This is a genomic window from Bradyrhizobium sp. NAS80.1, from assembly GCF_001908205.1.
In the GTDB taxonomy this organism is placed as follows: Bacteria; Pseudomonadota; Alphaproteobacteria; order Rhizobiales; family Xanthobacteraceae; genus Bradyrhizobium.
Genome location: NZ_LGHL01000167.1, coordinates 1 through 13,148, shown reverse-complemented (window position 1 = coordinate 13,148; position 13,148 = coordinate 1). Strand labels below are relative to the sequence as shown.

Genomic DNA, 13,148 nt, shown 5'->3' with positions numbered 1-13,148 from the left:
TGGCCTCACGAACCATTGTTTGTCAATTGCCAGAGCGCGAAGCAAAAACCTGCCTGCAATCTATGGAGTTTTCGATGCTTACGCGACGTCAGTTCGGCTCATCAGCATTTGGGTTCGTGGGAAGTCTCTTCCTGCCGAAAATTTCGGGTGCTGCGCCAGGCGGAACAGCACCACTGATCGAAGCCATCACGCAGTTGGAACTGAAGAGCGGCGGCCGGCTTGGCGTCTCCGTGCTCGACACGAGAACGGGAGCGCAGATTCATCACAAGGGAAATGAGCGCTTTCCCATGTGCAGCACATTCAAAGTACTGGCGTCCGCAGCAATACTCAAAAACGCGGGCAGTAAGCTGGACAGCCTTGAACGGCGCGTTCGCATTGAGCAAGCCGACATCGTCGAGAACTCGCCCGTGACTCTTGAGCATGTCGGCGGAGAGGGAATGTCGCTCCTTGAAGTTTGCGACGCTGCCATTACCAGAAGTGACAACACCGCCGGAAACCTGCTTCTGAAAAACATTGGCGGCACGGCCGGGCTGACCAGCTTTGCGCGGAGCATCGGCGACAAGGTGACGAGGTTGGACCGGACCGAGCCCGAACTGAACGAGGCAACGCCGGGCGATCCCCGCGATACCACCACGCCAAATGCAATGACCGCAAGTTTCAGTGGCTTGTTGCTCGGTAGAGTACTATTGCCGGAAGCTCGCGATCAGCTTGCCAAATGGCTGATCGCAAACAAGACGGGGGATACTCGATTGCGCGCCGGCCTGCCGCAAAGCTGGCGGGTCGGCGACAAGACTGGAGCAGGCGAACACGGCACCACCAACGACGTTGCGATCGTGTGGCCGCCCGAGCACCCGCCACTTATTATCGGGGTTTATCTCACCGGCGCCGCGCTCGACCCGAATGGGCGAAATGATGTGATCGCATCGGTTGGACGTGAGATCAGCAAGAGCTTTGGCTGACAACCGCGTTGGTCGGCTCAGGAAATCCGACCGTCGCATTGCAGGTCGAAAACTCCGCTCTATCCCGCCCGCGCCGCACGCCGCAAGGCCTGCGGCGGCTGGCCGAAGGCGCGGATGAAGGCACGCCGCATTCTCTCGGGATCGCCGAAACCGGTCGCCTCGGCGACGAGTTCGATCGCCTCGCGCGAGGACTGCACGCGCTCGCGTGCGACCTCGATCCGCAACCGCTCGATCGCCTTGGACGGCGTCGTGCCCGTCTCGGCGGCAAAGGCGCGGGCAAAATGCCGCGCGCTCATGCCGGCGCGATCGGCGAGATCTTCGACCGTCAACCGGGCGCCGAGATTCTCGCGCGCCCAGGACAGCAGCGCACCGAACCGGCCGTTCGGCGTCTTCAATTCCAGCAGCGAAGAGAATTGCGACTGGCCGCCGCTGCGGCGGTGATACAGCACGAGCTGGCGCGCGGTCGCCTGCGCGATCTCTTCGCCATGATCCTCAGTCACCATCGCGAGCGCAAGGTCGATGCCCGCGGTGATGCCTGCCGACGTCCACACATTGCCGTCGCGCGTGAAGATCTGATCCGGCTCGAACTTCACCTTGGGAAAGCGCGCGACGAAATCCCGCGTGCGCCCCCAATGCGTGGTGGCGTGGCGCCCGTCGAGCAAACCCGCTTCGGCGAGCACATAGGCGCCCGAGCAGACGCTTGCGACGCGGACGCCCCGCCGCGCCAGCCGCTGCACAAAGGCGCGCGTGACCTCGCAGCGCGCGGCGCTTGCAACGCCGGCGCCGCCCGCCACAACCAGCGTCGTGATCGCATTCGTCGACCTGAAATCGCGCGCCATCATCTCGGCGCCGGACGAGCTGCGCACGGGCCCCGCGTTCAGCGCCAGCACCCGAATCCCGGTCGTCGTCTTGCCGGTGCAGCGCGCCGCGATCTCGAACACCGAGATCGGGCCGGCTGCATCGAGCAACTGGAAATCCGGGAAGATCAGGATGCCGATCATGGTTATGTCCGAAATAGAGGGAAATACGCCATTTTGGACGGAAGAGCATCATGCCAATTTGGCCCCGTCAAGCTCATAGTTGGAGGCTCTCATGTCGACACCGCTGCAGATCGGTCTTTTGGTGTTTCCGCGCGTCACCCAGCTCGACTTCACCGGCCCACTTCAGGTGTTCTCTTCCGTCCCCGGCGCGACAGTACATTTGATCTGGAAGACGCTGGATCCAGTGCCGAGCGATTCCGTGCTGATGCTGACGCCGACCGTAACGTTCGCCGACTGCCCGCAGCTGGATGTGATCTGCGTGCCGGGCGGCTTCGGCACCGACGCTCTCCTCAATGATGAAGAGACTCTCGACTTCGTGCGCAAGCAGGCTACGGGCGCCAAATTCGTCACTTCGATCTGCACGGGATCGCTGGTGCTGGGCGCAGCCGGGCTATTGCAGGGCTACAATGCCGCCACGCATTGGAGTGCGATGGAGATGCTGCCGCTGTTCGGCGCGACCCCGACGAAGACGCGCGTCTGCATCGATCGAAACCGTGTTACCGGCGGCGGTGTCACTGCGGGAATCGATTTCGCGCTGACGCTGGTGTCGCTGCTGGTCGATCGCACCACAGCGGAAGCAGTGCAGCTCCGTCTCGAATACAATCCCGCGCCACCATTCAACTCAGGCTCGCCAGATACCGCTCCAGCCGAAGTACTGGCGATGCTCAGGGAGCGCGGCGCGCAAAGCCAGGCGCGTCGCCTCGATGCCGTTAGGCGCGCGGCCGAAAGGGTGATGTGAGTTGCTTCGGGCGGTCTCGTGCCCCGGACGCAGCGCAGCGCTTCTTCAGCGGTGCGCTGCAGAGCCGGGGCCCAGCAGCGCGTGCTGATGCATGGGTCCCGGCTCAGCGGAGCAGCGTTGCACGCTGCACCGCGTCCGGGACACACAACTCGTACCAACAGAGAAAGGCCGCTCGGTTTCCCAAGCGACCTTTCCTGTCTTACGGCGGCGCACATTCACATCGGGCGATTCCGGAACTTCCAGACCGGGGGCCTATCTCCCGATCGAGTCCTGGTCGGCGGCCGCTGCATTTCGGGACAGTCGCGAACTGTTGCCCGAACCGAACGCAATGGTCTCCCATCTCCGTAAGATGAGATCATTGAGCCGCATTGCTCGCGTGCCGGCAACGGGCAAGCAGGCGTCATCCCCGCTGTTCTCGTTGTCCACAGCGGCGTGAGGCGGATGCGGGTGCATCCAATCGAGCGATGAAGATTCGCGCTTGGAGCCGGATGCCTAGCCAGGCGTCCAGGGCTGGTAGTCGCCGGTCGCCTTCGGCCGCCGGCCGCTGGCGAGCGTCGAGCCCGACGGACGGTAGGCCTTTGCCGTGCCCGTGAGATTCGGCTGGTGCGACTTTTCCCACTCGCGCGGCTGGTAGTTGGTCTCGGTCGGCGGCGTGTCGACGACGTGATGAATCCAGCCGTGCCAGGCTGGCGGGATGCGGCTCGCTTCGGCGTAGCCGTTGTAGATCACCCAGCGCCGCTCGAAGCCGAGCGTCGGATCGATCGCCCCGCCGCGGGTGCGGTAATAGAGATTGCCCTGCTCATCTTGGCCAACCAGCTCTCCATACCGCTTGGTCCAGAGCTGGGTGCCAAACGTCTGGCCATTCCACCAGGTGAAGAACTTCAAAAGGAACTGTTTCATGCGGCAAGGGCCCTGCTTCGTGGGGTCCTGATGCCATCCGGACGGCGAAATGTCCAGTTCGGCGGTGCGGCCGTGCCTCACGCTGTGGTGTCCGAGGCGCGGACCGCCGCCGCAAATCGGGCGCGATCCGTTCATGCCGGGTACAGCGTCCCGGTGAGACGCTCCCTTCGCGCGCAAACGGTCGTGATCCCGGGAACCACGGCCCTTTCCTAGGGTTGGCTTTCCGGGAAAGGAGCTTGATCATGAAAAGTCTAAAAGTTTTGAGCGCCGCGGCAGCAGTGGCGTTGGTCCTCCCGTTGGCGACGCCGAGCTTCGCGCAAGGCCCTAGCCGCGGTGCTGCTGTTGGTGGTGGTGGCGGCGCCCATTTTGGTGGTGGCGGCGGTGCCCGCATGGGCGGAGGTCCCGTTGGCGGCGCACGGATCGGCGGCGGTGGCGGCAATTTCGCGGCGGGTGCAGCAGTCCGTCCGGGCGGTGGTGCCCCCTTTGCCGGCGGCCGCGGCGCTGCGGTCGCGGGTAACAACTGGCAGGGCGGCGGCTGGCATCGTCGCGGCGGATTCTGGCCCGGCTTCGCGGCGGGCGCTGCGATCGGCGGCCTCGGCTCGTACGCCTATTACGGTAGCGGATATTACGACGATCCCTACTACTATGGTGACAGCTACTATGACGAGCCGTCAGTCGCGGTCGTACCCGACAGCGGCGGCGACTCCGCAGCTTACTGCGCACAGCGCTTCAGGTCGTATGACCCGGCCTCGGGCACGTATCTCGGCTACGACGGCCAGCGTCATCCCTGCCCGTAATCGATGAGACAACGTTTGACAGAAGAGGCGCCGCAGCGATGCGGCGCCTCTTTCGTTTGTCGCGCATTCGTCGCTCGTTTCGCGCGTCACACGCGCATCGCGTGCGACGTTGTGTACACGCGCGCGAGCGGACCTCTATTCACCACACCGTGCATATCTACATTGATCCAATCCCAAATTGACCCACTCCACGATTCGCCTATATCAGCCATGGGTATGGGACTTCGATCGATCTGCTGGGAAATGTTATGCCGCGTATCCTCGTGGTAGATGACGATCCGATGGTCGGCGCGACCATCGAGGTCCTCCTCCAACGTCAGGGCTTCGACGTCACGATGGCCGACGGCGGAGAAACGGGGCTTGCTGCGCTCGAAACGCAGATGTTTGACGTGATGCTCGTCGACATCTTCATGCCGCACATGCGCGGCTTCGAATCCATCCGCATTTTTCACGAGCGCGCGCCGGCGATCCCGCTGATTGCGATGTCCGGCTATGCCTTCGCCTCATCCGCCTCGCCCTCTCCCGATTTCCTCCGCATGGCGCTGGAACTCGGCGCGACGCGCTGCCTGCGCAAGCCGTTCACGCCGGACGTGCTGCTGACCACGATCCGGGAATGCCTCGGCGGCTCCGCCGAGAGCACACAGCCGAAGGACAAGAAAGAAGCACCTTGATCCCAACGCAGCGCGTCATTCTCGGTGCTGGACTTGCCATCCTCCTGATCATCACCGCAGCCTCGATCGGACTCGACGTCAAGTCGCGGTCGGATTCCGCCTGGGTCAACCACACCGTCGAGGTGCTGAAGAAGATTTCGGACGTGCGCCTCTGGGTCCGCCGCGCCGAGAGCGCAGCGCGTGGTTATGAAATCTACCAGACGGCCGGATTTCTCGACGAATTCCAGGCGGCGAAGAGCCGGATCGCGCCGGCGCTCGCCGAGCTCAGGCTCGCGGTCCGCGACAGTGCCGATCAGGAGCAACTGCTGGCGGCCACCGAACCGCTGATCCTGCGACGACTGGATGTTGCAGCCGAAGCGCTGCGCCTGCGCGCCGACGGCGATGGGCCCGGCGTCCAGGCGCTGGTCGGCCGCGCCGAGGGCCGCGGCCTGATGGATGCGCTCACGGCCAATCTCGATCAGCTGGCCGCCGGCGAAGAGAAGCTGCTTGCCGACCGCGAAGCGGACTCGCGCCGGACCGGCATCGTGCTGCTCGGCATCGACATCGTCGGCGCGCTGGTCATCCTGCTGCTGGTCCTGATGCTGCTGCGCGAGAGCCAGCGCACCCAGGTCGCGCTCAAGAGCACACTGCTGGAAACCACGGCCGCCAAGGAGGCGCTCGAGGCGGCGGTTGCCGAGCGCACCGAGCATCTCGTCAACGCGCATGACGAGCTTCGCCTGTCGGTCAACGTGCTCCAGAGCACATTCCACAGCATGGCGGAGGCGGTGCTGGTCATCGACGACAATGGCGACGTGCTGCTCTCCAATCCGGCGGCGGAGCGCATGCTGCTGCACCGGACCGGCATGAACGTGCTCAACCTGCGCGCGCTGTCCGACGTGTTTCACGGCGACGGCGTGACGCCGATCGAGGCCGACGAAATGCCGTCGGCACGCGTCCTGCGCGGCGAGCACTTCGAAGAGCTGGAGATGATCGTCCGGCCGCACAGCGGCAATCCACCGCGCCATCTGATGATCAGCGGCCGGCCGATGCGTGACGGGCAAGGCAATATCTCCGGCGCCGTGCTGGTCTATCACGACGCAACGCATTCGCGCGAGACCGAGCGGCAATTGCACCAGTCGCAGAAGCTGGACGCGATCGGCAAGCTGACCGGCGGCGTCGCGCACGACTTCAACAACATGCTCACGGTGATCTCCGGCAACACGGAGACGCTGGTTGCGAGCCTGAAGCAGCAGCCGGATCTGCAGCGCGTCGCGCGCCTGATCGACGATGCCGCCGAGCGTTGCGCCGAGCTGATCCAGCATCTGCTCGCGTTTGCGCGACGGCAGCCGCTCCAACCGCGCAATGTCGAGATCAACGCCGCGATCACCGATATCGCCAAGCTGCTGCGCCCCACCCTCGGCGAGCAGATCCAGATCGAGACCGTGCTGGAACAGGGCCCGATGACCTCGCACATCGACCCGTCCCGGCTCACCAACGCGGTGCTCAACATGGCGATCAACGCCCGCGACGCCATGCCGAACGGCGGCAAGCTGTTGCTGGAGACCCAACGCCTCGTGCTCGACGAGGCCTATGCGCAGGCCAATCCGGACGTGGCGCCCGGCCCTTACGTGATGCTCGCGGTCAGCGACAGCGGCACCGGCATGTCGCCCGAGATCCGGCAGAAGGCATTCGAGCCGTTTTTCACCACCAAGGAAGTCGGCAAGGGATCCGGTCTCGGCCTCTCCATGGTCTACGGCTTCGTCAAGCAGTCCGGCGGCCACATCAAGATCTACAGCGAGGAAGGCCACGGCACCACGATCAAGCTCTATCTCCCGCCGGGCGAAGGCATGACCGAAGCGGCCGCCACTCCGACGCCGCAGGCCGAAGGCGGCGCCGAGACCATTTTCGTGGTCGAGGACGACACGCTGGTGCGCAACTTCGTCACCGCACAGCTCCAGAGCCTCGGCTACAAGACGGTCGCCGCCGCCGACAGCCGCTCCGCGCTGCAATTGATCGAGGCCGGCCAGGGCTTCGACCTGCTCTTCACCGACGTGGTCATCCCCGGCGGCATGAGCGGGCGCGAGCTCGCCGAAGTGGTGGCGAAGCGGCGACCGGGCCTGAAGGTGCTCTACACCTCCGGCTACACCGACAGCGCCATCGTCCACCACGGCAAGCTCGACGACGGTGTGCTGCTGCTGGCAAAACCCTATCGCCGCAACCAGCTCGCCGCGATGATACGCAAGGCGCTGAACGGCGGAATGAGGGCAAACTAGACGCTTACTTTTAGCCCGCGTTGCGGTCAGAAAGCTATGAGGTCGGCGACGAGCCTGATTGCGGCGCAGTAACTGGCCCCACCAAAGGTTCGCGAGATGGCGAAGCCAGCGCCGCCATTGCCGGCCAGATTCAGGTTCCTAGCGCGATGCCATCCCGACGACCATCGGCAGCACCAATCAATCCGCCGCGGTCGTGGTCGAGCCAAATAGCCTGAGCAGTTCCGATCGGGTTTTCCGCCCAGCGGGGCGTGTGTCCCAGCCTCGCCAACCCGTCCATCACTGCTACCGGAACGGTATGTTCCAATTCCAGGTCGACCCCACGAGCAAAGATTCGCGGGAAGTCGATCGCCTCCTGAACCGTCATGCCGTAATCGAGCACATTAGAGAGCAGGAGCATCTGCCCCATTGGCTGGAAATGCCCACCCGTGACACCGAATGACATCGCCGTCTCATTGTCGCGCGTCAGCAGCGCCGGAATAATCGTGTGTAGCGGTCGCTTTCGTCCGCGAATGACGTTCGGATGATCGCTGGCGACGGAAAAGCCACAGCCCCTGTTGTGAAGCAGCACTCCGCTCCGGGCGGCAACTATTCCGCTTCCGAAATCGTCGAAGATCGAGTTGATCAGCGATACGGCGAAGCGGTCTTCGTCCACGACGGAGATATAGGTCGTATCGCGATGCTCCGGCGTCGGACAAGGAAGGGCCCACTCGTCATTGCGCTTCGACATGTCGATGCGGCTCGCAATTGCCTGTATCCTGTCCCTGGCGAGCAACCTGTTCGCGATCTCTCCGGTGGACGCGGGGTCCGCGACCAACGCGTCCCTATCGGCATAGGCGGCGCGGGCAACTTCAGCTAGCAAGTGAAATCGCTGCACCGACATTGCCTCGTACTTTCCGCGTGGCTCGCCGTCGAGCAGCATCGCCATCTGCAGGGCGGTCACTCCCTGCCCGTTCGGTCGGCATTCCCACAACTCATAGTCTCGATATTCACTGGAGATCGGCTGTTCATAGACCGGAGTCCAGGAAGCAAAGTCATCCGGTGCGTGCACGCCATCCATCTGTGCGGCGTCTGCACGATGTCATCGGCAATCCATCCCTCGTAGAAGCAATCGGCTCCCTCTTGAGCGATAGCCCTCAATGTCCGGGCGAGCGCCCGCTGCACATGCCGTTCGCCGGCTGCGGGCGAGCTTCCTTGAGGGAGAAAGATCTCGCGGCACGCCGGGTGTCGGCTTAGCTTGGCGATCTGCCGGCTCCAGTCCCGCGCCAGCCTCGGTGAGACGGCATAGCCTCTCTCCGCCAGCGTAATGGCCGGTGCGAGCAGTCGTGCCCATTCCAACCTGCCATAGTCGTTCGCCAATCGCCCCCATGCGCGGACGGCGCCCGGGACCGTCACCGCCTCCGGAGCACCCGGATCGATCTGATCGATGCCCCGATCTGCGAACAAGGTCGCGGAAGCACCCCTTGGAGCCCATCCCGAGCCATTCATTGCAACAACAGCATGTCCCGGCTTCTTTAGAAGAGCAAAGCAATCCGCGCCTATCCCGGTTTGGCTCGGCTCGACGACCGCGAGAACGGCCGCAGCGGCAATCGCGCCGTCGATCGCGTTGCCTCCCTCCCGGAGTGCGTCCAGAGCGGCCAGGGAAGCGAGGGGGTGCGAGGTGGCAACCATGCTCCGGAATCCATGGACTTCGGAGCGGCCAGGACGTTGAAAGTCCCTCATGTTCGGTTATCCGTATACCAGCACTTGCACCTACGAGACCACGGTCGTCGACTTGAGCTGGGGCTCCCTCGACGGCTCTTCGAATATCTGCTCGAGAGGAATTCCACGCGTCTCACGCCCCAACAGGGCCATCGACGCCGCCTGAACGACCAGAAGCGCTCCGATCGCCGTAACCACGCCCGAGATACCAAAGGCATTGAACACGGAGACGATCAGGAAAGGCGTCACCAAGGTGGTCAGCCGCGCAATCCCGATGCAAATCGCGTTGCAGCGGACCCGAACCGCGGTGGGAAACAACTCGGGCAGATAGACTGCCTGTATCGTTGCAAGGAGAAAGTAGACGAGACTGAACAGCACGAATCCGCAGATCACCGCACCGACCTGGCTTGTCGCCTGACCAAAGAGCACCGAGAGCGCAGCCGCAAGAACCGAGCCGACTATGACCGCCGGCCGACGACCGATCCGATCGATGATTGCGAACGCAACGAAAGCACCAACCGGTCCGCCAAACGACATGAGCGCCGACAACCCGAGCGACTGGTTGATCGGCATCCCCTGCTTCAGCAGGAACGACGGGATCCAGTTCACGAGACCATACAGCGCCGCGAACATCGCTACCTGCAGAATCGTGCCGAGAACAAGAGGACGGATGAGCCTCGCCTGCCACAGGCTTTCACTCTTGGCTGCCTGCGTCGTCGCTGGAGCCTGAAGCTCACCGCCCTCCTCGATGACCTTGCGTTCGATTGCGGTGACAATACGATCCGCCTCATCGAAACGGTTGTGCGCTTCCAGCCAGCGTGGAGATTCCGGCAACGATTTGCGGAGCCACAACAAACCCAGGGCGCAAACGCCTGGGATCACGAACATCACCCGCCAGCCGAATACTGGAATCAACGCCCAGCTCATCATGGTCGACGCGAGCAGACCGAAGCTGGACATCATCGACAAAAGCGCCTGCCAGCGTCCGCGACGGGCGGGTGGCGTGAATTCGGAGAGCGTGCTGTAACCGACGGTCAGCTCGGCGCCGAGGCCGACGCCTGCGACGAAACGGAAGATCGTGAGATAGAAGATATCCGGCGCAGCGGCGCAGGCCAGCGTCGCCACACCGAACACCGCGAGGTTGAACTGGAATGTCAATCTGCGACCGTATCGGTCGGCTATGATCCCCGACCCGATCGTACCGATGAGCATGCCCGCGAACGTCGCCGATACGAACGTCGCATTCTGAGCCAGATCGGAGAAGCCGATCGCCAGCAACTGACCGAGGACGGCTCCCGCTACATAAATATCGAAATTGTCAGTAAACAGTCCGCCGGCAACCAGCCCGAACAGACGCCGATGAAAATTGGTGGGCGGAAGTCGGTCCAGTCGCGCCGCCGCGGTGTGTCGGGTCTCCTGCATGGTTTCCCCCCTATCGCTTGGCAATACAATCAATTTCGACGAGCGCATCGCGAACCAGGTCGGTGACACCGACACATGTTCTGACCGGCCGCTCTCCTTCGGCAAAGAACCGGCCGTAGACGGCGTTCAGCCCGTCATAGTCCCGCTTGAAGTTGGTCAGGAACACGCGAACGCTCACCACGTGACGCAAGGTCATTCCCAGCGAGGCCAGCACCCGTTCCATGTTCTGAAGCGTGCGCTCCGTCTGCGCTTCGATGCCGGCGGCGAGCGGCTCGTCCGGAGCTTCGAGATTGCGACCGAACTGTCCGGTGAGAAAAACAAAGCCGTCCGCTTCGACGGCATGGCTGCTTGGAGACATCGATTTTGGGAAACCGTCCAGAATGTGCCGCTTGATAATTGTCATGAGAAGCCCCCCACCTTGCCCTCGCCTCGTTGAGGTCGGGCACGCGTCGCGCGACCCCGGCCATTCGCGAGAAACTACGTCGCGGCACTTGCGAATTGGGCGCTAATTTGATGTGCTTTACGCAAATATTTCTCAGGGGAGCACATATGACAGCGACGATAGATGCAGCCGATGCCCGCATTCTTCGTTACTTGCAAAAGGACAATACAAGGCCTCACAGGGAAATCGCGGACAAGATCGGGCTCTCGGTCGCGGCCGTCGCGAGACGCATCCAGCGCCTGCGCGAGGAGAAAGTCATCGCAGCTGATGTGAGCGTCGTCGATCAGGATCGCGTCGGGCGGCCACTGACTCTCATCGTGGAAGTCACCATCGAGAACGAGCGGCTGGATCTGCTCGACAAGATGCGCAAGCGGTTCGTCGAGTGCCCTCAGGTGCAGCAATGCTATTACATCACCGGCGAGGTGGATTTCGTCCTGATCATGAATGTCCGCGACATGGACGAATATACCAACCTGACGCGCGAGCTGTTCTTCGAAGGAGGAAACGTAAAGAATTTTCGAACCTTCGTTTCCATGCGCCGCATCAAGACAGGATGCGAGGTGATCGTATCGAGCTGATCTCCTCCCTGCTTCGGACCGACGCGCTGCACAAATTTCTCGCAGGGGCGTCGAAAAACGAGCCAAACGCGCATGATGGGTGAGCTAAAAGGGGCCGAAACGGCAATTCGGGTTGGAGGTCGACCCGTTTAAGCAGCTTTCAGCCTTGCACTCACGGTGACGCCATGACGCTTCTTTTAAACAGGGATCCTCAATATCGCACGCCGCTCGACGAGTCGGATCGACAAAGTCTGAGCGATGAGGCTGCCGCCGAAGCCTTGGCTTTCCTGAGCAAGAGAGACGATTACGTTCCGACCCCATTGCACGAACTTCGGGCGCTTGCCGACAGATTTGGAGTCGGCGCCATCTTCGTCAAGGACGAGAGCACACGACTGGGACTCGGAAGCTTCAAGGCGCTCGGGGGATCATACGCGGTCGAAAAGCTCGTCCTGGAACAGGCGAGCAGCCGCCTGAACCGCTCTTTCGACGCGCGCGCCTTGCGCGATCCGGATGTCCGTCAGATCGCGCGAACGATCACGGTTGCCTGCGCAACCGATGGGAATCATGGGCGATCGGTCGCGCAAGGCGCGAAACTGACGGGCGCGAACGCCGTCATATTCGTGCATGCCGGCGTGAGCGACGAGCGCGAGCGCGCCATTTCGCGGCTGGGCGCTCGTATCGTCCGCGTCGATGGAACGTACGACGACAGCGTTGCGGAAGCATCGCGCGTCTCCGCCGAGAACGGCTGGATCGTCGTTTCGGACACGTCATGGCCGGGGTACGAGCGGATACCTTCGCTGGTCATGCAGGGCTACACCGTGATGGTCGGCGAACTGATGGACCAGATGCCGGCGCCTCCGACCCATATCTTCATTCAAGCGGGAGTTGGTGGAATTGCGGCCGCATTGGCGGCGCGCTTCGCCCTGCTCCTGCACGACCGGCGGCCGTTCGTTACGGTGGTTGAGCCGGCACGAGCCGCCTGCGTCCTCCAGGCCGCTCTGTCCGGCAGAGCTGTCAAGATCGACGCCGGCGCTCCCACCGTCATGGCGATGCTCGAATGCTACGAGGCATCGCTGGTCGCATGGCGCATCCTGGCGAAAGTCGGCGATGCGTTCATGACCGTCGATGAAAACGATGCCATCGACGCGATGAAGATTCTCGCCAGCCCGGTCGCCGCAGACGTCCCAATCGTTGCCGGAGAGAGCGGCGCCGTAGGTCTGGCCGCACTGATGCGCGCAGCCCATGACGAAAAGATGAGAGGCGCACTTGGCCTCGGGCCGAATTCGCGGGTGCTTCTCATCAGCACGGAAGGCGCGACCGATCCCGATCAATACGCCAAGTTGACAGGGATGTCGCCCGAGCAGGTGTCAATGCCGGTCCGGATGCCCTTTACGACGACCTGACCTCGGCCTTGCAGCGCCACGGGGTGCGTGAACGCGTCTAGTGTCCTGAGTCACAAGTTCGCAATCATAAATTCGCAGTAGATTCGCGTCGCTGTGCCAAGGATGGAGGCAAACAGCGACGGAGTCTCCAATGCCGATCCAGCAACTTGCCCCCCTGATATTGAGCGACGACGAGCGCGCCGAACTGACGTCGCTGACGATGCGGCGGAAGACGGCGCAGGCGCTGGCTCTGAGAGCCCGGATAGTGCTGACCTGCGCGGAAGGTGGT

Annotated in this window: 11 protein-coding genes and 1 pseudogene; 7 read left to right on the top strand and 5 right to left on the bottom strand. The window is 62.9% G+C overall.

The genetic code is table 11. The annotated features are described in order from the left end of the window. Positions 1-74 precede the first annotated feature (74 nt). Positions 75-959: a class A beta-lactamase gene (gene bla, locus AC629_RS32665; protein ID WP_084808941.1), complete on the top strand. Its 885-nt coding sequence runs from the start codon at positions 75-77 to the stop codon at positions 957-959. Between the two features lie 59 nt (positions 960-1,018). On the opposite strand, the gene AC629_RS32660 is transcribed toward bla, so the two are convergent. Continuing rightward, positions 1,019-1,960, bottom strand: a complete 942-nt coding sequence (locus AC629_RS32660; protein ID WP_084808924.1) for a GlxA family transcriptional regulator — start codon at positions 1,958-1,960, stop codon at positions 1,019-1,021. A gap of 91 nt (positions 1,961-2,051) precedes the next feature. On the opposite strand from AC629_RS32660, the gene AC629_RS32655 reads away from it, so the two are divergent. Beyond that, complete coding sequence (locus AC629_RS32655) at positions 2,052-2,738, top strand: DJ-1/PfpI family protein (protein ID WP_084808923.1); 687 nt, start codon at positions 2,052-2,054, stop codon at positions 2,736-2,738. A gap of 492 nt (positions 2,739-3,230) precedes the next feature. On the opposite strand, the gene AC629_RS32650 is transcribed toward AC629_RS32655, so the two are convergent. Continuing rightward, entirely contained in the window at positions 3,231-3,638 is a 408-nt protein-coding gene (locus AC629_RS32650) for an NADH:ubiquinone oxidoreductase subunit NDUFA12 (RefSeq protein WP_084808922.1), read from the bottom strand. A 242-nt stretch (positions 3,639-3,880) separates the two neighbouring features. On the opposite strand from AC629_RS32650, the gene AC629_RS32645 reads away from it, so the two are divergent. From AC629_RS32645 to AC629_RS32635, 3 genes are all read left to right on the top strand, one after another. Continuing rightward, on the top strand, positions 3,881-4,435 hold the full coding sequence (locus tag AC629_RS32645) for a BA14K family protein (protein WP_084808921.1): 555 nt from the start codon (positions 3,881-3,883) through the stop codon (positions 4,433-4,435). Between the two features lie 248 nt (positions 4,436-4,683). Next, on the top strand, positions 4,684-5,106 hold the full coding sequence (locus AC629_RS32640) for a response regulator (RefSeq protein ID WP_084808920.1): 423 nt from the start codon (positions 4,684-4,686) through the stop codon (positions 5,104-5,106). Further along, complete coding sequence (locus AC629_RS32635) at positions 5,103-7,358, top strand: CHASE3 domain-containing protein (RefSeq protein ID WP_084808919.1); 2,256 nt, start codon at positions 5,103-5,105, stop codon at positions 7,356-7,358. Before AC629_RS32640 ends, AC629_RS32635 begins: the two co-directional genes overlap by 4 nt. 130 nt (positions 7,359-7,488) lie before the next feature. Here AC629_RS32635 and AC629_RS32630 read toward each other — a convergent pair. From AC629_RS32630 to AC629_RS32620, 3 genes and pseudogenes are all read right to left on the bottom strand, one after another. After that, a pseudogene (locus AC629_RS32630) lies at positions 7,489-9,026 on the bottom strand (gamma-glutamyltransferase family protein). A gap of 81 nt (positions 9,027-9,107) precedes the next feature. Beyond that, on the bottom strand, positions 9,108-10,478 hold the full coding sequence (locus AC629_RS32625; RefSeq protein ID WP_084808918.1) for an MFS transporter: 1,371 nt from the start codon (positions 10,476-10,478) through the stop codon (positions 9,108-9,110). Between the two features lie 10 nt (positions 10,479-10,488). After that, on the bottom strand, positions 10,489-10,881 hold the full coding sequence (locus AC629_RS32620) for a RidA family protein (RefSeq protein ID WP_245332059.1): 393 nt from the start codon (positions 10,879-10,881) through the stop codon (positions 10,489-10,491). 146 nt (positions 10,882-11,027) lie between these two features. Here AC629_RS32620 and AC629_RS32615 point away from each other — a divergent pair, with 146 nt between their 5' ends. Continuing rightward, on the top strand, positions 11,028-11,498 hold the full coding sequence (locus AC629_RS32615; protein WP_084808917.1) for an Lrp/AsnC family transcriptional regulator: 471 nt from the start codon (positions 11,028-11,030) through the stop codon (positions 11,496-11,498). A 164-nt stretch (positions 11,499-11,662) separates the two neighbouring features. Then, on the top strand, positions 11,663-12,880 hold the full coding sequence (locus tag AC629_RS32610) for a diaminopropionate ammonia-lyase (RefSeq protein ID WP_084808916.1): 1,218 nt from the start codon (positions 11,663-11,665) through the stop codon (positions 12,878-12,880). The last annotated feature ends 268 nt before the right edge of the window (positions 12,881-13,148 follow it).

Excerpts from the sequence above, each read along its gene's own strand:
- AC629_RS32610 (WP_084808916.1), top strand. The coding sequence starts at position 11,663 with ATGACGCTTCTTTTAAACAGGGATCCTCAATATCGCACGCCGCTCGAC.
- AC629_RS32625 (WP_084808918.1), bottom strand. The coding sequence starts at position 10,478 with ATGCAGGAGACCCGACACACCGCGGCGGCGCGACTGGACCGACTTCCG.
- bla (WP_084808941.1), top strand. The coding sequence starts at position 75 with ATGCTTACGCGACGTCAGTTCGGCTCATCAGCATTTGGGTTCGTGGGA.
- AC629_RS32640 (WP_084808920.1), top strand. The coding sequence starts at position 4,684 with ATGCCGCGTATCCTCGTGGTAGATGACGATCCGATGGTCGGCGCGACC.
- AC629_RS32645 (WP_084808921.1), top strand. The coding sequence starts at position 3,881 with ATGAAAAGTCTAAAAGTTTTGAGCGCCGCGGCAGCAGTGGCGTTGGTC.
- AC629_RS32660 (WP_084808924.1), bottom strand. The coding sequence starts at position 1,960 with ATGATCGGCATCCTGATCTTCCCGGATTTCCAGTTGCTCGATGCAGCC.
- AC629_RS32650 (WP_084808922.1), bottom strand. The coding sequence starts at position 3,638 with ATGAAACAGTTCCTTTTGAAGTTCTTCACCTGGTGGAATGGCCAGACG.
- AC629_RS32615 (WP_084808917.1), top strand. The coding sequence starts at position 11,028 with ATGACAGCGACGATAGATGCAGCCGATGCCCGCATTCTTCGTTACTTG.
- AC629_RS32655 (WP_084808923.1), top strand. The coding sequence starts at position 2,052 with ATGTCGACACCGCTGCAGATCGGTCTTTTGGTGTTTCCGCGCGTCACC.
- AC629_RS32620 (WP_245332059.1), bottom strand. The coding sequence starts at position 10,881 with ATGACAATTATCAAGCGGCACATTCTGGACGGTTTCCCAAAATCGATG.